Below are 19,912 nucleotides of genomic sequence, written 5' to 3' on the forward strand. Positions count from 1 at the left end.
CACTCACTTTGGGTAAGTGAGTGTTTACACATTTATTCTCTATTCTTTTTTTCTCTAGAAATAATTCCTTGTTCTCTTGCCAAGAGGAGCGCAATTTTCGGTGCACCCCACAAGAGTGGTAATAGAATGAGTGATACAGGCACTGCGGCAATAACAACAAATGATTGGAGTGCATTCACTCCACCATTTCCAACATTAATTAAGATCATCGCTATAATGGACATAATGGTTGCCCAGAAAAACCGAATGCTTTTTGCTGGATTTCCTTTTCCTGTCACACTCATCGCAAGTGAATACGACATTGTATCCACTGTTGTTACGACGAACAAGATCGTTAGTAATAGAAAGAGAAACGGCATGATACTACCGAGAGGCATTTGGCTGGCAATCGCTATAATGGCAGCCGGTAATCCGTTTTCTTCTAATGGAGTCGCAATGGATCCAGGTGTCTGAATCTCATAGAAAATACCTGAGCCACCTAATATCGTAAACCAGATATTTGTTAAAATGGGCGTAATAATCGCCACAACGAGAAATAACTCTCGAATCGTTCTCCCGCGAGAAATGCGCGCTACCATGAGTGCTACCATTGGCCCAAAGCCGATAAACCAGCCAAAAAAGAAGAGCATCCATGCCCCAGACCACTCATTATCACCTCTGAATGTGCTCATTTCTATAAAATGGGACAGATAGGTTCCTGTTGCTGAAATGTATGAATCAATTAAAAAAATACCAGGGCCAAATAAAACTAAGAAAACACCGATAAACAATGCTGTATTCACATTTAATTTACTAAGCCACTGAATCCCTTTTTCGATTCCAGTTAATGTTGAAAGTAAAACAATGCTCGTAAGGGTTAAAATAATGGCGACTTGGGTTACATACGTATCCGGCCAACCAAATAGTGCATTCACCCCGTAACTCACTTGTAGCCCTAAGAAGCCAATCGGACCAATTGTACCGGCAGCGGCTCCAATAATACAGAACACATCAACGGCTGTTCCCCATTTACTATGCTGTATGCGATCCCCTAGAATGGGGTAAAGAATCGTACGAGGCTTTAACGGCATACCTTTGTGATTATGCGCGTACACCATCACGATGGCACAAATCGCGCCATACACTGCCCAAGCAGTAAATCCCCAAGAAATAAAGCTTTGCGCAAGTGCAACTTGAATGGCATCGTTTGTCGTTTCAATGACGCCACTATACGTAGGTGGTGCTTCCAGAAAATAATACAACGGCTCTGCCGCAGCCCAGAAGACGCCACCAGCTCCAAGCCCCGTCGTTACAACGATCGCGAGGTATTTAAAAAAGCCCATTTCCGGTTTATCTAATTTTCCAATTCGAACGGAACCAAGCTTCGAGAACGCTAGAACCGCTCCAACTAAAAACGTTGCGAGTAGTAACAATTGCCAATACCCACCAAAGTACGTTATGGCGAGTTGAAATCCTTTATCGACTAAAAAGGATGTTAATTCCATGTTTGTAAAAGCCATCACGACAAAGAGAAGTAAGAATCCTCCACTCATGATAAAAACTGGCCAATTTACGGTCTGTAACACTTTCTGTTGACCTTTTGCCATCTTTTTCCCCTTTCACTGCTCAAAACCACAAGTCTATACTTTAGCAAAAAAGAAAGCACATATGTGATAAATAGATCAATACTTTTATGAATCGACGCGTAAAATGCTTATTCTCATGCTAAAAGAGTTCGTTTATTACATTTTGATTACATTTAAGAAAGCGAGACAAAAAAACGGAACATCAACGTAAAAGAGTCCGTTTTTATAACGGACTCCATCTCCTATTCAGGCGCTTTTCTTTTAACGTGATGCCTTCATTCCTCTGCTGCGGACTTATTAATCATGACATTCCCCTGTTCATCCAATAAGGGTGTTACACTACTCCCTTGTGGGTTCCACAGATGCAAATAATGTACTCCTGTCTCGCGATCAATTAGTATATGAATAAGCCCATATTGGTAATGTTGAATTTGTTTTTCTGCAAAACGATTTGGTTCTTTTTTTGAAAACATTGCACACGCTCCTTTTTAAATCTCTTGTCAGCGATCCAATCCATTTCGCTTGTAGGCAAGTACGAAAATCGCTGCGGAGAGTAGTAAATACGCACCTAATACACTAGTATCAAAAAGATTCCAATTATACTGACCTTCTGCAAATAACGTACTGGCAAAGTTCGTTAGCACGCCTGTATACGTGTAATCAACAAGATAAGACAGATCATTCTGTAGAAATCGTATCACTGGTACAGACGTGAACAGCAGCGTAACTGGCATGCTAATCAGTGCCGATTGCGTTTGATTCTGAGAAAAGATTCCTACGACATAGCCAATTAATAAACTAATAAAGCTTGCGACCGTTGTCATGACCAAGTAGCTCAACAGTGGAACGTCTGCATAAGCAATCCCACTTGCGGGAATCAATAAAAGATTCGTAATGGTTAAGATGACAAGTGGAGGAATAATGGTTCCTATTAAATAGTCCAAACCACTTACAGAAGAAGTCATTAACACCCGTAACGTATTCTTTTCTTTTTCTTCTGCTAACGGGCTACTACTCATCGCAATACCAGCAATAGCAATATTAAAAATAAGGCCAAAGCTAAGTACAAACGCACCAGTTGAAAAGAATATTCCTGCTTCATTTACATCTACTTCAGGCATCAAATGCCTCATTGCAAATGCAAAGACAAGTGCTAGAACTGGTGTTAGAATGACACTTGTATTGCTCATGATGGTCTGAAACTTTAACACAATAATGGCATTTATTTTTCGAAGCGACACATTCATACTAATTTCCTCCCCGTAACTTCCAAGAAAACCGTTTCAAGTGTAGGTTCACATGAATGAATGGTCAGAAGTTGATCTTGTGACATCCATTCGTGAATTTGTTTACTTGCCTCATCAGAATGAAGTAGAACCTTTTCCGCACCTGTAACCAACTGCACTCGATATTGTCTCTTTTTGTTATATTTTAAACACACTTCTTTCGGTACACCATGCTCGACGATAACACCTTCATTTAAAAGAGCAACGTGGTCACACAGCTTTGTTGCCTCCTCCATATTGTGGGTTGTTAGAAAGATAGCCGTTCCTGAATCCTTTATCTCCATTAACAACTCGTGAACCGCTTCCGCTGTACTAGGATCTAACCCACTCGTTGGCTCATCTAAAAACAACACCCTTGGCTTATGAAGCAAGGCTCTTGCAAGAATCAAACGCTGGGTCATTCCTTTTGATAGTTGATGAGCCAGCTTTTTTTTATGTTCCATTAGACCCACTCGCTTTAATAAATGATTCACACGCTGTCGATCAACGCCAAGGATTTTTGCCAACACCGCCATATTTTGATAAACCGTTAATTTCTCATATACGCCACTATTGTCCGTCACAATTCCAACTTGTTCGTAGATGCTTTCGTTAATCTGTTCCACAGGTTTTCCCAGCACAAAAGCGTGACCAGACGTTTGCGCCAGCTGTCCTGTTAACAGTTTAATGGTTGTTGTTTTTCCTGATCCAGAAGGACCGAGAAAACCGAAGATCTCTCCTGCCTGTACTGAAAACGAAACATTTTGCAAAGCTGTATGTTTGTTAAATGACTTTGCTACCCGTTTAACTTCAATGACCCTTTGATCTGTCATCCTGCATTCACTCCTTCACCACTCCAAAAGCGGGTGTTTTAATCTCACACCCTTAGTGTAGTAATCGAATCGACATATGTCTTTAAACCCCGTTGAAACGTACCCTTCACCACCGAAATGTATAGAAAAAAGGTTGAAATGTACCCACTTCAACCTGAAACGTCCCCTATAGTGTAAGCAATTTTTTCATTTCATCTAAACGATTTCGAGATAACGGCAATTTTGCTTGGGCACTCCCTTTGAGGATAAGGGTGTAGCTGTTTTTCGAATAACTAATTAATTCAGAAACTCGCTGCAAGTTAACTAAATAAGACCGGTGGCATCGAAAAAATCCAAACGTACGTAATTTTTCCTCTAACTCATTCATTGTTAAATCCGTTGGAAAAGAGTCTTCCTCAATGCGTATATGACTGACGCTGTTTATACTTTCAATGTAATCAATTTCGTCTGGGCTGAAGAAAATTAGTTTATCCGCCATTTTACAACTTACTTTGAAGATATTCTTCGGCGCTACTCCCTCATTTTCGACTTTTTCATTTTGAAGTCCATCTGGTTCTTCTACTAGGTCAGTCGTTTCTAAACCTATTGTAGAACGGTACCGGTACACTTGTTTGCTTACCAACAAGAGATCTTCAATGTAGTTTGATGTAATGAGCGTAGCAATCCCTTGGTTCTGAACGTAGGCCAATGCCTGGATATACAATTCAATTCCTTCATCTGATAGCGTGTTTAGCGGGTTTTCTAACAGCACAATTTCTGGAGAAAATAAGTATATCCGAAATAAACTTACCCGTTTTTTTTGTTCTTTAGTAAGGTCCTTAATCTTCTTATGCCACACATCCGATAACGAAAAGATAGAAATAAATGCCTCAAGAGGCTTCTGAAAATCCGCAATTTTTTTGAAAAAGCGTAAATACTGTTGTACCGTTAATGGTTCATACTGCCCGTCATCACTACGGTCTTGCAAGATTAAACCAGCTTCTCGTTCAATCTTCCCACTCGAAGGAATTTGCTCACCACAGACTAGCTCAAAAAGTGTCGCCGTTTCCTTTTCGTTCATTTTCATTCCAACGTGTGATGATCCATCCAGTGAAAATGAGATGTTTTTTAGAATGGTTTGGTTCTCTTCTTGTTTCCAAACATTCTCCAATGTAACTAATGTCATCGACTACACACTTTCTTCGCACATATTTTAAAGTCAGTATACAACTTAGAACTCGGAATCGCTAGTCGGTCAACTAGACGACCAGTTTGGATGGACTAAGCGTTCATGATCAAGAGCAGCGACCTTCATTCACCCAAACAGCCTTTACTATGTAACAAATGCAAAAAAGACCTTCCCATCACAACTTGTAGAAGGTCCCGATCATCTTTGCTCAACTAAGATGCTTTTCATAAGAGAGAAGTTCGTGTTCCTTGTGAAAACCGAGCTTTTGGTAAATATGAATCGCTGTTTCATTAGCTGAATTCACACACAATGTGATTTCATCTATGCTTTCAAATGAAAACAACCATTCTAATCCTTTTGAGAGGAGAGCTGTCCCTAATCCCTTCTCACGTGAATTAGTGTCTACTCCCAAAAATTCAATACTACCTTCTCCAAAATCTGGGCTTGCCTCAACGTGAACGTAGCCAGTGACACGCCCTGCCTCATCGCTGGCAATAAAAACGTGAGACGCTTCACCTAGTTGATCGATCATTTCGTTTCCAGACAAATAGGTTTTAGGAAATAGGCGATCATGAAGATGGATTAATTGATTGTACTCATTCGTTTGAATGCTGGCGATGGCGTCGCTTTTAACTTTTTTATGCATAAACGTATGGTTAAAACAGGTTAAAATCGTTTGATCACTTCCATTTGAAAAGTCGAACTCTTTAGCGAAAGTAAGGACGCCTGTATTCTTTTTTTCAGGAAATAATTCTACCGTTTTTATAGACTTAGGCATTTCTAAAAGCAAGGAAGTCCACAGTAATTCTATAACCTTAGCTGCTTGCTTAGCATTTACAAATGGACCCCAGATCTCTGCACTTCCTCTTTCTATATCCGCATCAAAACCACAAACACCAACCGTTTTTTCATCCTCTATTACTAAGACAAAAGCATCAACTGCTGGTATATCTCCAAAATCTTCTTCTAATGTATGTAGAATTTCTTCCTTTTTCTTTCCACAAAACCCCACATGATGCTCTGGTAACGAGTTTAAGTTAGAAATGAAAGCCGCTACTTCCGTTAACTGTGGCTTTTTTAAAATATGGATCATGTAAAGCCCTCCTATTCTATTTACTATAAAAATTCTTATTGTAATACCTGAAAATCTACATAGCTCCGATACTTTTGGTGTGAATTGTAAAGGGTGTGATGGGTACCTTCACCCGTTACCTGTCCATTGTCTAAAAAGATAATTCGATCCGCGTTAATAATTGTTGATAACCTGTGAGCAATAATGACGACTATTTTATTCTCCACATTACGATGTAAATACTTTTGTAGGATGGCTTCGCTTTCACTATCTAAGTTTGAAGTAGGCTCATCTAAATAAATGATCTCTCTTTCTTTAGAAAGGGCTCTTAGAATATTCACTCGTTGTTTTTGCCCTCCTGATAAATTAGGAGCAAACTCATCTTTCAAGGAGTCATAGTCAAAATTCATAAAATGTCGGTCAAGTAATGCTAGAAACGCATCGCTTGACTTCGTTTCATTGCCATAAAAGACATTCGTTTCAACACTTGCATCAAACAATAAGCTATCTTGCGGAATATACCCAATCTTACTTTTATAGAATGCAGAGTGAGAAACACGTTCGCCATTGTAAAGAATCGATCCACTATCTGGCGAATAGAGACCTAAAAGAAGCTTTAAGAACGTACTTTTCCCACTGCCAGAAGGACCAACAACGGCCACTACTTCTCCATGCTTTAATTCTACATTCACATTTCGTAAAACAGGGGTGTCTTTATAGGAGAACGTAAGGTTTCTTATCTCGACAGCATTTTGTTTAGAACCTTGTGCTAATTCTCCTGTTGCCTCCGATTCGAATGAAAAAATAGAATGGATAAAAACAGATGCACCTGAGGCTGTCCTGTACGACACCCATATACTTGAAAAAGCTCTTAATGGGCTGAATAACTGAAATAAAATTAAAAAGGCCGCTAAAAAGCCTCCGAACGTTAAGGTTCCTTGAGAAATTAATAGGCTCCCATATCCCATGACAGCGGTTAGTAGAATAATGGAAAGAATCATCACAAGTGGTTCTAGAAAAGCATAGACCTTTGCTTCTTTCATGCCCAATTTAAAAATAGAATGAAGAGTCTTTTTCCCATTGTCTACTTCTTTCTTTTCGGTTTTATATACTTTTACCACTTCAATGTTTTCAATGATTCTTAAAAAGTAAGCAGACAATCTGGCAACATTTAATCGAAAATCGTAAGAAATGGTTTGCATTTTCTTACTAAATGGAACAATGACGCATAAAAATAGGGCTAGAGCGATAACGATAAAGAGTACCATATGATAGGAAATCAACGAAAGAGCAATCAATGAACCGATAATTAACACGACATTCGTCAATAATTTCGGAACTTGTTCAGTTAGAAACATATTAATTTCTTCAATATCGCCAATTAATCTACTTACTAGTTCACCTGGTCGATTTTCGTTAAAAAACCGAAGTGGTAATGTTAAAATCTTACCCCATACTTGTAGCCTCAGTCGATAAATCATCGTTTCACAAAGCAAACTTAAGATATACGTAGATAGCCCATTCAGTAAACCTTGAATCAAAAAGAGCCCAATCAGCGCATAGAGCAATTGGCTATTCACTTCATTGCTATAGGTGACATCATCAATGAAGTTTTTAATAATTAACGGTGTAATGACTGCAGATACAGCAAAGGCAATGGATAAAACCAATCCCACAGTAAGAATACGTTTAGGAATTTTGATCTTTCTAACAATTTGCATCAAATCGTTATTCATTTACATTCACAATCGTTCTTCTATAGACATTCATCTCCAAACCACCTTTAATTAATCTAAATGATCGAAGCTTACAGGTGTTATATCAGGAAATTTCGTTCTCAGCTCTCTCATGTTATTCAGTTCTGAAAGCTCCCTCATAAAACGTAGAATAAATTCAAAGGATGGTCCTTTTCGAAATCCCATAGCAATTTTAAACAAGCCTTTGCGCACTTTGTTATCAGGGATAATGGTCTCATAACGATGATGTCTAAAGCCAAAACTTGACCCTCTATAAAACAGTGCACCTGCTTGTTTAGACTGATTCTCTAACACACCCATTAGGTAGCCATAGTCATCCAAATCATTGTTCTCGATCTGGAAAACAACAAACGGAGACCCCTTTTCAGCAGTTGATATTTTCTTAAATAAACCACCGATACGTGTATTCTTTTTTAATTCTACGTTATGTTCAAAAACCCGATCAATATAATGGTTTGTCTTGATCTCATTGAAAATAAAAGGAGCATCAAGCACACTGGCAGACTCGAAGGATAAGGCGCTTCCGTTCAGAGTACGAACCTTTTTTATGTATTGTTTAAGCTTATAACTGTCGATAATGTCCGCGTCATCCTTTCGACAATAAATATTTACATAGCCAAAATTGCAAAACTCTAATCCAAATTGATGAAGCTTTAAACCAGATGAACATTCCATAACAACCGTAAATGGCTGATGTTTACATTTAGCTAGAATAGCGTCTCTTGTAGTATTGTCTTGAGATAAAGTACTATCAATGATAATGAATGTAAACTTTTTCTTAGCTTCTATCGGCCTTTCAAAACTTTGATCCGTGTCAAAGTAATTCATTTTCCAGTCATATCTCGTTGGTTCAATGTAGATGATATCAAAAGCATTAAAATCTATTTTCCCCGTATGATCAAACGTGATAGACAAGTGTTCTCTAGCGATCACTTCTAACAACCCTTTGCTTTCAAAGTAGTCTGCAAAACAAACCATCGATAATGGATTGTTTTGACTTGGGGAATAGAATGACAATAAGCTATTGAACAGCGTACTCAATGTAGCCATCCCGCTTGAAAAAGCTAAGGCCGTATTATTCCAACATACTTGTTCATTACTCGTTTGTATCTTATCTTCTAAGGAAGTTGTCTCTATATTTCGTTCGTACGAAAAGTCATGGACCGTTCCTCCATAAGTAGTTGGGGTTTGGAGTGGCGATCTCATAAACGTAGACGTATGTTGGATATTCTTACGAATCCATTTCATTCTAATTGTTTGAGACAGTTTCTCTAGCTTGTGTTCAATTAAGAATGCATTGTCATTTGCGTTGATTTGGTTCTCAATAGTATGCGCATCTATCGATATGTCTAGTTGTAGATCTTCAGACATACATTTTAAAAGATCCAGTTCACTAAGTAGATGGTTTGTCATGCGTACACCTGACTTTCGCCAACAGATAATTCCTTAAATTCATCGTTTATATACAAATATTCCTTTGGGGTCGGAATACCGTGAAGGGATTTACTCATAGAAATGGTGTAGGCTCCAAATGGAAACAATACGATATAATCGTTTAATGACAGTTTATTAGAAGCCATGTTCTCGAAATAGATATCTTTTTCATAGCACGTATTACCAGCAATGGTTTGCTGTTCCATGTCTCCACTCGAACTAGTGTAAACAATCTTTACATTCGCTTTTGTCCATTCTATTAAATTCCAAGAAGAAGAATCCATGTTGACCACCCCATTGTTCACGGATAATACACTCGTCTTTAAATAACCAGCCATCACGTAAACAAGCATACCAGGTTCGAATATGACTTCTTTCAGTTTCGGTAAGTACTGTTCCGTATAGGATTGTATGAGCTCAAATGTTTTATCTATGTCTTCTTCATTTGAGAATAACCGCGTGAGACCACCGCCAAGGTTTAATGTCTGGACATCCGGAAAAAGAGAAAGAATATCTACTAAATAGTTAAGGGTGTCCTTAACCGTATTAAAATTATTTAATTCTCCAATGTGAATGTGGATGCTTATCACTTTATAGTGGAACTCTTTTAAAATCTCTTTAAGCGCTTGTTGATTTTCTGATTGACTTACATTAATCCCAAATCGGCTTTTTGATAGATAAGTCGTAGCACCGTTTGATCCAATCGGAATATTTAACCGTAAGCCAATATCCTTGGGCTGCCTGCTTTCATTGTACTGACATGAATAGGCATATAGTTGCTCCACGTTATCAAAATCAAACTGCACTTGGTTTTCGATCATTTCATGGATATGCTCGATTTTTATTCCTGGAGATGTTGCACTAATGCGTGAATAACCAGCTATTGTAGCAACTTGATATTCTTCATACGAAGAGACATCTACCCCGTCAACAACCCTCGACATATACGCATTTAAACCCACATTCCGATTCGCTTTCATTGAAACGTAGAGTTTCATTTTTTTCACACTACCTAAACGACGTCTTAAGTGATGCACAACATGTGTTAATGATTCTGCATCATACACAACTGCCGGGCTCGTAATCTCGTTAGACCTATTAAACATATTTTGAGGGAGCTTAGGAAATAGACTCATGATAAATCCACCTTCGTCATCATACTGATCAACGTTAGCAACAGCTCATTTACAAGTAAGGCTTCATGAACTTTATGCTCGGACGGAAGAAATTCCACCACGTCGGCACCTATAATGTCATGTTCTCTTATACTAGTTAAGATAGCCATCAATTCTTTAGGGTGCATACCAAGCGGGACTGGGGTACCTGTTGAAGACATAAAACTAGGATCTAATACATCGACATCAAGCGTTATGTAGTAGGGCAACCCCTCTCTTAAATAGTCGCTTATATCCAGTTCACCAGAAGAAACGACTTCAATCTTCTCTGCTTGTACATGCTCTTGATCCACTCTTTGCCTTTGACCAATTTGTAGGATATGTTCAAGATTTCTTTCATTTAAAAACCCATCCATGAAGTTCCCATGGTGAATATCTTTAAATGATACTTGTTCGGTTCCCCCGCCATCATAATGGGCATCAATATGGATCAAGCCAATTTTTTTATGCGAGAGAATCCCTTGTAAGGACGAATACGTAATCGAGTGATCTCCACCGACGATTACAGGCTTAATCTTGGCTAATGTTAGTTTCCTCACAATTTCCTCTAATTGTCTTTGCTGCCTACCGTTTCGATCAAATACGTGTCCAGAGATATCTCCACAATCAAACACCTTACTCGCTAATTGGACCCCTTCTGTATATTGTCCTTTCACTTCTACTTGAGGGAAACCATAGGGTACAATTGATCGACTGTGACGCCTCAAATATTCAGGGCCCAATCGACTGCCTGGTAAATTGGTTACATTGTGATCAAACGGCATGCCGATAATAGCGACTGCATCCGCTATATGGCCACCAATATTAATGACCTCTTCCATTCTCATACCATTAAAATTAAAGAAACGATTCGTTGATTGGGCAATATTATTTGCCATTTGAACATCTACATCAGCTAGCACAATGAGATCGTTCTTTTCAAGCTCTTCTATAGATTCTAGTAACTCCGCTTCTTCAAGTACTTGTTGATTGGAGTTCCTATAGATCGATATAGCCTGCTCCACGTTTACCGGGAGATTGAACGAAGAAAGAAGAGTAAACATATCTAGTGGTATGTGGTATTCTCTCCCCTTCCCCATGTTGGTAAGGATGATGTCTTGAGCACTAGTACGTATAACAGACACATTTGGATTTACTTTATACCGAGTGGAACGGTTCACCTCGTATTTCCTCCTCTAAAGAATGGATTTCTCCATCAATTAACACATATTGGTTTGGTAGATTAAGCCTATTAAATCTTCTGGCATTCGTTAAGGCATAAGCCCCAAATGCTGGAAAAAGTACCTTATCGCCTCTTTTTACTTTGGGTACTTCATATTCTTTAAAATCTGACAAAGAATCTCCTTCAAATAGCGTATTTCCCACAAAAACAACGCGCTCTACTTCATCAGAACGATTTAGAAAGATCGGATTGCTGCGTATCCAAGGGGATAAATTCCAAAATGATGTATCGCATTGCAACATCGTAACATTTCTTTTCTTATGTACTTTCTTCGAGACAATTTCTGAAATCAAATAACCATTACCAGCTAACAAAGCACCACCAGGTTCAAAAATAAACTCTAACTTTCTGCCATGAATGTTCTCCCAGTTTCGTATAAGCAGATTCATTTCTTTAAACAGTTCTCTCGTTTCTTCACGATTATGAAATAAATAAAAAAGACCACCGCCAAGATTAATCGTTTTAATTGTATCTATTTGACTTGCAATATCTAATAAGTAATTTAGTTTAAACTGAAAAGAAGCACCGGTAGATTGCCCTGTATGAATATGAAGATTGCTAATTGTCAAATCGTATGTTTCTTTTAAACGTACTAGTTCATCTTTGTTTTCATAAAAATCAATGCCGAATCTGCTATCCAAGCCAAAGGTAGCAATTGTATCCATTTCTTCTGGGATAGGTATCGCAATCCTCAAGCCTACTTCTTTCGAGTAACCCATTTCAACAAAATCATTTAGTTGATCCATAGAATCCAGATCCATAACGATATCGTTCTCGACAAACGTGCTCATGCTATCGCGGCTATAGTATGGACTTGTCGTCGTTATCTTTCTAAAGCCACTATCGTGAACAAGACGATATTCACCAACACTCGCAACATCGCATCCGAGACCTAGGTGAGCAAAATGATTCAACATTTCCTTATTATGTATTGCTTTTACTGCTAGATGAAGAAAGGCATTGTCAATTAACTCAATATCCTCTTTCAGTACTCTCACTGTATGTTTTATTCCGTCTAAATCATATATCATCGTCGGTTCCTTCAGTTGATTCACAAGCTCGAATAGCTTTCCATCAGGTTGTTTATATAAATGATCCAACAGTGTAATCACCCTCCATAAGCATACTGTTACACATCGCATTCGTTCTTTTTCAAGAGAGAAACCTTAATAGCCATCTATTAAGGTTTCTTTAATTGCTTTGTTATCTTGGACGTGATCCACCTAATAATTCTAAGTCTAGATTAACGATAGGCGTTTCTTTTGATTCAATCTTAGCCATTCATTACACCACCTTTATTATTAGTTGATTAAGTATGATTAAACGGATGTTAGTGAACTCTTGGACGCGATCCACCTAGTAATTCTAAATCTAAATTAACTACAGGCGTTTCTTTTGATTCGATTTTAGCCATTCTTCTCACTACCTTTCCAAATAAAATCCATAAGTATAAAAAAGATGACGGTTATCGCCTAGGACGTGATCCACCTAGCAGTTCTAAATCCAAATTAACAACAGGTGTTTCTTTTGAGTCAATTTTAGCCATTCTTCTCACTACCTTTCCTAATAGATTCACTAAGTATAAAAGAAGATGGTGGTTAGCGCCTTGGGCGTGACCCACCTAGCAATTCTAAATCCAAATTAACAACAGGTATTTCTTTTGAGTCGATTTTAGCCAATCATTTCACCTCCTTTCTAATTAAAAAGAATAATCCTATCTTTTGTTTTGATTGCTATGATGATGAGCACTGAACCTATCACTCACTTTTCCAACAACTCAGAATATTTTTTCAGGAGTTATGACGTTTAGTAAATCATTCTAGCTACTAATACAACTTACGATAATGAAAATGAATATTATCAAAAAATATAAGATTAGCTTAATTCAATAAATTATAATTGTCAATCAATTGTATAATCGATTTATCTACTACTGTCTCGATTCATAGACTGAATGACGATTGTTGAAATGACCGCTCCTAACAATCGTCTTCTTATACATATTACATGACCCGTTTCTTTTACAATTAAAAGGAAGTTAATAAGGAAGTTCTTCTCAGTTTCACCTTTTAAATAGAGGGAAAAGAGTAAGACGTTAAAAAAAGGAGGAAGCTACCATGTTGTGGACAATTCTAGTCGTTTTAGTTGTATTATGGTTACTTGGATTTATCGGAGAAATCGGCGGAAATCTTGTACATATTTTATTAGTTATTGCACTCGTCGTTCTTATTTTTCAACTTATCTCTGGCCGCCGGAAACTCTAAAGAAACAGCAAGGCTAAGCGCCTTGCTGTTTTTTTACACTCGTTTATAACCCTTTAATCAGGGTATATACAAAGAGCAATTAAAATCGAAATGAGGGACAACTAATGAAAGGAACCTATACATTATGCATCGCAATCGCTGTCGTTGTTTGGCTACTTGTCATTCTTGCTACTGGTTATCAAACCGTTAACATTATTAGCGCAACCGTTCTTTCAGGACTGACTTATACAATCTTTCACTTCATGGCGTCGGAAATGAAGGCACCTTCGTGAATACCCGGTTAAAGGACGGTCTCTTGTTCAGTTTTGTTTATGCAACAATGATGCTCATTATAAGCCTTGTTTTACGTGAAGGCAATCCAGATTGGCTCTCTACCCTCGGCTTTGCTATAGGTGGTTTTTTATACGGCTTTTTCATACGGCCTTATATGATCAAATGGGAAGAAAAAAAGAAGCTAAAAGAATAATCGACATCTCCCAACAACACAACGCCCGATGTGCTTCTTTTTTCCCTTTCCGCTATAAAGATGACTTCTACTGCAATGTCCTCTGTGCTTCTAGCAATAGACACAATGGACATCATAAGCAATAACGCAGACTTAATAACGTATGCCCAATTCCTTTTAACAGTCTCTTTTCCCATGGCTCGACCTCCTTAATGGTTATCTATAACAAAAACCCCCTTCCTCTTAAAAAACATAAATAAGCAAGGAATGACTCCCTGCTTATAGGTTAATTTTTTAGTTTTACTTTAAAAGAAGTAAATGTCGGTGGCTCACCAACTTTTTCATCAAACGGCTGCTTTGTTTCATTCCCATCTTCATCTATTTGGACACTGCCCCCATTTGTCGGTAATACAACATGAGGCGTAATCGTCAATTCTGTTACCGTATCATCGATCGGATCAAACGATTTTATGCTCGAAAACTCAAATTTATTGTGTACAATGTTACCGGAAACGCCGCCCCCCATACCATTTATTTCGTTCCCATCTTGATCAACAACTTGAAACTCCATCTCCATTCCGAAACTCTGTTCAACATCTGTTCTTTCATCAAAGCCTTGATACGTTAAATTTAATCCTGTTTTTCCATAGGAGAGGTCTGGTACTGTTACAGTCAAGCCATCAACCGTTTGCGTGTGATTAACGACTATTTTTTCAGAATCGACCTTTTGGACAGGTGTTGAGAAATACCATGATTCCCCCTCTTCTCCATGCAAAACCAATCCTACTTCAAAGTGATCGGGCATTTCATCGGTTACGCCAATCGTCTGAATGGCTGTACGTGTGGTGTCTGAAAGATGCTCTTCTCCATAACTTCCACCATAAGTAGAGGGAGAAACACCATTAATTGTAAGCTCAGCTCCTGCACCAAAGTAATAATCCGACAATGGTTCTTCACTTTTTATAAGATAGCTGAAAGAGAGTGTACTATCATCATAAATCACTTCCTCAAGGGTAATTGAAATCCCGTCTACTAATTGAGTTTCACCCACTTGACTTGATAAACCACTTTTATGTGCTTCTTGTAAGCCAATTACATCGGAATTGCCGAATATTGAGCCAATGATGGGGATGTATGACAAATTATTTGCAAGAGCCGGTGACATATACGCTGAGCCAACTAAAATAGTACTAGTAGCAGCAATTCCTACGACAGCGTAAACTCCTTTTTTTCTACGATTCTTCGCTTTCCGTCCTCGATCAAGCCCTGTCACAATGGCGCTGCGAACTTCTTCAATTGGAATATCAGTATGTAGCTGTTTCACTGACTAAGTCGCTCCCTTCTAAATCTATTTTTAATTGCTTTCTAGCACGACGTAAATTTGTCTTAATCGTCCCTACCGGTTTATCTGTAATCACTGCAATGTCACTTATGGACAAATCATGATAATAAAACAAGATAATGACTACTCGAAAAGACGGCTTCAATTGAGAAAGTGCCTCTTCCAAGATGGGGTGATGATTCGGTTTATCCTGTTTGCTTTCCAACCGAATCATCAATTCTCTTTCATCGTACGGAATCATTTGACCCTTTTTTTTCAACAACGTATAGCATTCTCGTATTAATATCCGAAACAACCACGTTGAAAAATAGTCAATATTGCGCAATTTTTTTATGCCTATAAAAGCACGATAGGCCGTTTCTTGAATAACGTCGAGGGCATCTTCCTTGTTGCCAACGTATGAAAGGGCCTTTGCATAGAGCATTCTCTCTTCCATTACAAGCAACGATTCAAGTGCTCCTCCATCGCCATTTACGGCTTTTTTCACTGTCAATAGATTATGTTTCATTTAGGTGTTTCCTCCTCTCATATATTAGAATGACTACAGCCCATAAAAAGTTTCAAGTTAGTAAAATTACTCACAAAAATTAGCCTTTTGGTTGCTTAAGCAACCAAAAGGCTCTTTGTGTAGATGAATTAATCCTCTTTCGAACATCTCATAATAGAAACGAACTTTTAAATGTTGCCTGCTTCTACTACTGCACTATGTGGAGGGGGAAGCCTCTATACGTGTCGTTTAACCTGTTTTATCGTTCAGCTTATTGGACACATAGCTACTCATTTAATTGCGCCGTTTTAGGAATAATATAAATCAATAAAATCGAAACAAGCACCGTCGCTACAGCTGCTAATATCCATGGTAGCACATTTCCATTTTCTTCTACCGGCACCACATGCCGCGCCAACACTTTCTCCTCGTTGAACAACCCGGCGCTAGCAGCTACATTTTCCTCGTGGTTCGCTTCAGCATTACTTGCAAACAAGGTATCTTGAAGTTCCGTGTATGTTTCTTCTAGAGGCTGAGTAAATGTGAGTATTTTTTGTTCTTCAGGCACTCTAATTTCCCGCTGTTCCGCTTCTGGTTTGTATTGACGGAGCTCTAACAACACTTCCCGCTCTTTATAAACACCAGGTTCCACTCGTTCTTCTTGGGCAAAGCTTGGCATTACCGAAGACAGGAGTAGCACTGAACATACTCCTATCCCCGTAACCTTGGCTTTACATTTCATAAACGTCATCCTCTTCTTTTTTGCGGTTTACGACCGCATGACGAACGATTGGAACGGCAATCGTTAGCGCTGCAATGAGCGCCAATGGAAGCATGCCTGTAAGAAATGCATTTTGCGAGCTTGCTTGAATGGAAATATAGAGTTCCGCAATTAGATTATTCGTACTGAAATTTGGCATGGCCATATCAAGGAGCGGGCTTGTAAAGAATAGGACGCACGCAACACTAAGTAGCCATCCAACCCACGGACCAGCCATAAAGGCAACACGGATTAGGCCAGCTGTTGCCAAGATCAAGAGAACCGTAATAATGGTCCATTGTATCGATTGGCTTCCACTCATCGTGTAAATTGATAAGCCATAAATGCTTATGACTAAACCAACAATGATTGATAACATGCTAAACAACGAAAGATTAACCAAGATTGGCACCGAACTATAGTGGTGTGTTAAAAACCCAATCAGCAAACTTGATAGTAATACAATGACAAGCACAACGATTGGTGGTGTTAGCCTTTCAGCTGGTCCCGTTCCTTGCTCTCCACTTACACCAACAGGACTGGAAAGATGGTTATAGACATAGTCATTGTGATGGCCATCAGTCAAAGCATTGGCTAAAATCGTGTGAATGTCTTCGTAAACCAGTTCCGTTGTTTGAACGTTGTCTGACCATCTTGAGTTCAAATTATCTGATTTGGCTTGAACTTCAGTCACATTGCTATGAAGATCTTCTGTTTGAGCAATAATATCATCTTGGCGGTTGCTAAGAGATTCAACGGATGCTCCTAATTGTTGAACTTCATCTAATGACATTTGTTGATTGGAAACGACCATTTGCCCATTTAAGCCATCCACCGGTGCTGGTTCTATAGTAATCGCTTCATAGCTTTCAGATAGATTCTCGCCAATAGTGTTACTCGCTTCCGCCATTGCCGCCACTTCTTCGAGAATGGCTTGTTGTTCTTGAGCAATTGATTGCTCTAACTCGTTCAGCACATTATTTGCATCCGCAACAAATTGAGTAAACTCTACTTCTGCTTCCTCCACGGATTGTTGGGCTTCCTCCAGCTGCGCTTGGTTGCCCATAAACGAACTGACGGATTGTCGTGCCCTATCAATAGTAGCCTGAACCTCACGGACACGATTGTCTTCATCGACAAGTTGCTTCACTCGGTCTTGATTTAAATTACCTAGCTGACTATATGCCCAATCTAATTTGGCTAATTCTCCATAATAGGTAAGTAGTTCTTGTACATTTGTTGACAGGATTGGACTGTCAATTAAGGAAGGCGATGCACCAATTCGGTTGAAAACGGCTTGTTCTTGCCTGCGAACTTCCTCAATAACTGGGTCAATCACTTGCGCTTCAAGCTGTTCAACATATTGTTCCAAACGTGATGCATAGTCTTCAAGGTTTTCTACATAATCAAGAAATGCCTCGGTCACTTCTCTATGGTCCTCTATTCTCCACTGCGCTACTTTTAATGTTGGTTCCATGTTGTTAAGTAGTTCCATTGCCTTTGTCCATACCCGTTGCAGTTCATCCTGAGAAAAAGTAACAAATTCTGCACGGTACGGCGTAAAGGAAAGAGCTGTATTTAAATCTTCTTGCTCCTCTTCTTCTAATGGAAGCTCTTGTTCAGACTCTTCGTCTCTTTCCTCCTCTTCATTCCCGCCTTCGTTATTCTCTTCCTCATTTGGAGGCTCTGTTGGCTGTGAAGGGGGATCTTCATCACCGTTTCCATTATCATCACGATCTCCTGGCGCTGGTTGCTCATTTTCATCACTGTCTCCATTATCCGGATCAGGTTCTGACGGTGATTCTGGTTCTGTTGGATCAGGTTCTGGAATGTCTATTTCTCCAGGATTTAATCTACCGACTAATTTTTCGATTTCAGCAATCGTTTCTTCTATGTCGTTTAGAAGGTCTTCATCAATCGGCTCTAGCACTTCTTCCGGCTGTTCAGGTCGAGAAGGGCTTTCCTGTGGATCCTCGTCCCGTGATAAATGGTAGCGTACATATAACGTTTGGCGGAACTGCGCTTCTGCCCGTTCTTCTTGCGTTGCATTTGCATATTGTCCGATTAGTTCAGCCTGTGCATTTGGTATGCGATCAACTGCTTCATCTTGGGCAGCATATACTTGGTTAATGTTGCGATTAAATCGATTCATATCGTCAGTAAATTTATACGAACCGATGGCCCAGTTACCGAGCAAAGAAACGACTCTATCACCATCATTGGAAAATTGTGGTGCAAAAACACTCTGACTTTCTTGTACATTTCCGCTTCCTGCTTGTAAAGCTTGTTGGAACTCATTCACTGCTTGGTTGACAAGGTCGCCATTTTGAGTGTTCGCTTGTAGCATCATCTCTGTTTGCTCATTGTGATAATTCATGTAAAGATCCATTGCATCAGTAAGTTCGTTAAATCCCTCTTGGGCTTCTTCTAGATTCGCACGAGAGCTTTCCGATAAATTGGCTGTATCCGAAGTAGCTGAAAAATACTGATCAAGACGGCTTCGCTGCACCTCAATTTCCTCAGCTAATTCTTGTGAACTTGGCGAGTAAAATGAGTACATTTCATTTAAAAAGTCAACTTCTTTTTGCAACACGTCAGTAAAGTTTCCTCTAACTCGGTCCACTTCCTCGGATACATAGCGCCAATATTGTGTGCTAATTTGCTGGTTCATTTTTAATTGGGCACTCTCTAATTCTTTTTGCACCCGTTCTTGGTTCTCTGCATTTAAATTGTTATAGATTTCATAATTTACACTCGCCTGATTTGGGAGTGAATCTTGAAACGACATAATGTTCTCGGAAAAAGAAGAATCAATATAGACAATCGCGTCATATTCTTGGTTCGCTAATCCAGCTTGAGCAGAAGCTCTACCAGCCACTACCCATTCATATTCCGAGTCACCTTGCAATGTGGATACAATATCATTACCTAAAATAAGTGGTTCATTTTCCTCATATTGGTATCCGTTGTCCTCATTAACTACTACCATTTTGCCGGATGCTTTTAATTCTTCTCTCATAGGTTCTTGCCCTATGTACTGAAAAAAGGCAAAAGGGATAGCAATGATGATTGCTACAAGCAATAACAGCTTGACGATATGTTTTTTCTGCACGTAAACCACCT

At 39.0% G+C, this 19,912-nt stretch carries 18 protein-coding genes; 2 read left to right on the forward strand and 16 right to left on the reverse strand.

Features of this window, described 5'->3' with window-relative positions; translation table 11 throughout:
* Positions 1-32 precede the first annotated feature (32 nt).
* The 11 genes from FPV17_RS19090 to FPV17_RS19140 all read right to left on the reverse strand — a co-directional run bounded on the left by FPV17_RS19090 (position 33) and on the right by FPV17_RS19140 (position 12,591).
* Positions 33-1,586, reverse strand: coding sequence for a BCCT family transporter (locus tag FPV17_RS19090; protein WP_052008211.1), 1,554 nt, complete (start codon positions 1,584-1,586; stop codon positions 33-35).
* Between the two features lie 254 nt (positions 1,587-1,840).
* Positions 1,841-2,038 (reverse strand): DUF6440 family protein, encoded by a 198-nt coding sequence (locus FPV17_RS19095; RefSeq protein ID WP_144560042.1) that lies wholly within the window; start codon positions 2,036-2,038, stop codon positions 1,841-1,843.
* Between the two features lie 27 nt (positions 2,039-2,065).
* A complete protein-coding gene (locus FPV17_RS19100; RefSeq protein ID WP_060704633.1) occupies positions 2,066-2,812 on the reverse strand; it encodes an ABC transporter permease in 747 nt (248 codons plus the stop codon).
* Complete coding sequence (locus FPV17_RS19105; RefSeq protein WP_144560043.1) at positions 2,809-3,663, reverse strand: ABC transporter ATP-binding protein; 855 nt, start codon at positions 3,661-3,663, stop codon at positions 2,809-2,811. Before FPV17_RS19105 ends, FPV17_RS19100 begins: the two co-directional genes overlap by 4 nt.
* Before the next feature lie 166 nt (positions 3,664-3,829).
* Positions 3,830-4,828, reverse strand: coding sequence for a LytTR family transcriptional regulator DNA-binding domain-containing protein (locus tag FPV17_RS19110; protein WP_035397463.1), 999 nt, complete (start codon positions 4,826-4,828; stop codon positions 3,830-3,832).
* A 211-nt stretch (positions 4,829-5,039) separates the two neighbouring features.
* The gene (locus FPV17_RS19115) at positions 5,040-5,924 is read right to left on the reverse strand and encodes a GNAT family N-acetyltransferase (RefSeq protein WP_144560045.1); all 885 of its coding nucleotides are present in this window, start codon (positions 5,922-5,924) and stop codon (positions 5,040-5,042) included.
* A gap of 35 nt (positions 5,925-5,959) precedes the next feature.
* Positions 5,960-7,639 carry an ABC transporter ATP-binding protein gene (locus tag FPV17_RS19120; RefSeq protein ID WP_144560047.1) on the reverse strand — a complete coding sequence of 560 codons (1,680 nt, stop codon included), beginning with the start codon at positions 7,637-7,639 and terminating at the stop codon, positions 5,960-5,962.
* 51 nt (positions 7,640-7,690) lie between these two features.
* Entirely contained in the window at positions 7,691-9,073 is a 1,383-nt protein-coding gene (locus FPV17_RS19125) for a hypothetical protein (protein WP_144560049.1), read from the reverse strand.
* Positions 9,070-10,230, reverse strand: a complete 1,161-nt coding sequence (locus FPV17_RS19130) for a type III PLP-dependent enzyme domain-containing protein (protein WP_144560051.1) — start codon at positions 10,228-10,230, stop codon at positions 9,070-9,072. The genes FPV17_RS19125 and FPV17_RS19130 overlap by 4 nt, the downstream gene beginning before the upstream one ends.
* Entirely contained in the window at positions 10,227-11,429 is a 1,203-nt protein-coding gene (locus FPV17_RS19135; RefSeq protein ID WP_144560053.1) for an arginase family protein, read from the reverse strand. The genes FPV17_RS19130 and FPV17_RS19135 overlap by 4 nt, the downstream gene beginning before the upstream one ends.
* Complete coding sequence (locus FPV17_RS19140; RefSeq protein WP_186370660.1) at positions 11,407-12,591, reverse strand: diaminopimelate decarboxylase family protein; 1,185 nt, start codon at positions 12,589-12,591, stop codon at positions 11,407-11,409. Before FPV17_RS19140 ends, FPV17_RS19135 begins: the two co-directional genes overlap by 23 nt.
* Before the next feature lie 1,017 nt (positions 12,592-13,608).
* Between FPV17_RS19140 and FPV17_RS19145 the strand changes: the two genes are divergently transcribed.
* Both FPV17_RS19145 and FPV17_RS22085 read left to right on the forward strand, forming a co-directional pair.
* Complete coding sequence (locus tag FPV17_RS19145) at positions 13,609-13,755, forward strand: lmo0937 family membrane protein (protein WP_124742697.1); 147 nt, start codon at positions 13,609-13,611, stop codon at positions 13,753-13,755.
* Positions 13,756-13,859: 104 nt separating this feature from the next.
* A complete protein-coding gene (locus FPV17_RS22085) occupies positions 13,860-14,027 on the forward strand; it encodes a hypothetical protein (RefSeq protein ID WP_158318553.1) in 168 nt (55 codons plus the stop codon).
* Between the two features lie 151 nt (positions 14,028-14,178).
* On the opposite strand, the gene FPV17_RS19150 is transcribed toward FPV17_RS22085, so the two are convergent.
* The 5 genes from FPV17_RS19150 to esaA all read right to left on the reverse strand — a co-directional run bounded on the left by FPV17_RS19150 (position 14,179) and on the right by esaA (position 19,901).
* Positions 14,179-14,397 carry a hypothetical protein gene (locus FPV17_RS19150; protein WP_144560057.1) on the reverse strand — a complete coding sequence of 73 codons (219 nt, stop codon included), beginning with the start codon at positions 14,395-14,397 and terminating at the stop codon, positions 14,179-14,181.
* 89 nt (positions 14,398-14,486) lie between these two features.
* Positions 14,487-15,524: a DUF4179 domain-containing protein gene (locus FPV17_RS19155; RefSeq protein ID WP_144560059.1), complete on the reverse strand. Its 1,038-nt coding sequence runs from the start codon at positions 15,522-15,524 to the stop codon at positions 14,487-14,489.
* Complete coding sequence (locus tag FPV17_RS19160; RefSeq protein ID WP_144560061.1) at positions 15,505-16,050, reverse strand: sigma-70 family RNA polymerase sigma factor; 546 nt, start codon at positions 16,048-16,050, stop codon at positions 15,505-15,507. Before FPV17_RS19160 ends, FPV17_RS19155 begins: the two co-directional genes overlap by 20 nt.
* Positions 16,051-16,315: 265 nt before the next feature.
* Positions 16,316-16,729, reverse strand: coding sequence for a type VII secretion EssA family protein (locus FPV17_RS19165; RefSeq protein WP_144560063.1), 414 nt, complete (start codon positions 16,727-16,729; stop codon positions 16,316-16,318).
* A 31-nt stretch (positions 16,730-16,760) separates the two neighbouring features.
* A complete protein-coding gene (esaA, locus tag FPV17_RS19170; protein ID WP_186370661.1) occupies positions 16,761-19,901 on the reverse strand; it encodes a type VII secretion protein EsaA in 3,141 nt (1,046 codons plus the stop codon).
* Positions 19,902-19,912: the final 11 nt, after the last annotated feature.

Origin of the sequence: Shouchella miscanthi, from assembly GCF_007725405.1 — a bacterium.
In the GTDB taxonomy this organism is placed as follows: Bacteria; Bacillota; Bacilli; order Bacillales; family Bacillaceae_D; genus Shouchella; species Shouchella hunanensis.

What these genes read in the sequence shown, in the direction of transcription:
- FPV17_RS19090 (WP_052008211.1), bottom strand. Translation starts at nt 1,586, where the DNA reads ATGGCAAAAGGTCAACAGAAAGTGTTACAGACCGTAAATTGGCCAGTT.
- FPV17_RS19095 (WP_144560042.1), bottom strand. Translation starts at nt 2,038, where the DNA reads ATGTTTTCAAAAAAAGAACCAAATCGTTTTGCAGAAAAACAAATTCAA.
- FPV17_RS19100 (WP_060704633.1), bottom strand. Translation starts at nt 2,812, where the DNA reads ATGAATGTGTCGCTTCGAAAAATAAATGCCATTATTGTGTTAAAGTTT.
- FPV17_RS19105 (WP_144560043.1), bottom strand. Translation starts at nt 3,663, where the DNA reads ATGACAGATCAAAGGGTCATTGAAGTTAAACGGGTAGCAAAGTCATTT.
- FPV17_RS19110 (WP_035397463.1), bottom strand. Translation starts at nt 4,828, where the DNA reads ATGACATTAGTTACATTGGAGAATGTTTGGAAACAAGAAGAGAACCAA.
- FPV17_RS19115 (WP_144560045.1), bottom strand. Translation starts at nt 5,924, where the DNA reads ATGATCCATATTTTAAAAAAGCCACAGTTAACGGAAGTAGCGGCTTTC.
- FPV17_RS19120 (WP_144560047.1), bottom strand. Translation starts at nt 7,639, where the DNA reads ATGAATAACGATTTGATGCAAATTGTTAGAAAGATCAAAATTCCTAAA.
- FPV17_RS19125 (WP_144560049.1), bottom strand. Translation starts at nt 9,073, where the DNA reads ATGACAAACCATCTACTTAGTGAACTGGATCTTTTAAAATGTATGTCT.
- FPV17_RS19130 (WP_144560051.1), bottom strand. Translation starts at nt 10,230, where the DNA reads ATGAGTCTATTTCCTAAGCTCCCTCAAAATATGTTTAATAGGTCTAAC.
- FPV17_RS19145 (WP_124742697.1), top strand. Translation starts at nt 13,609, where the DNA reads ATGTTGTGGACAATTCTAGTCGTTTTAGTTGTATTATGGTTACTTGGA.
- FPV17_RS22085 (WP_158318553.1), top strand. Translation starts at nt 13,860, where the DNA reads ATGAAAGGAACCTATACATTATGCATCGCAATCGCTGTCGTTGTTTGG.
- FPV17_RS19150 (WP_144560057.1), bottom strand. Translation starts at nt 14,397, where the DNA reads ATGGGAAAAGAGACTGTTAAAAGGAATTGGGCATACGTTATTAAGTCT.
- FPV17_RS19160 (WP_144560061.1), bottom strand. Translation starts at nt 16,050, where the DNA reads ATGAAACATAATCTATTGACAGTGAAAAAAGCCGTAAATGGCGATGGA.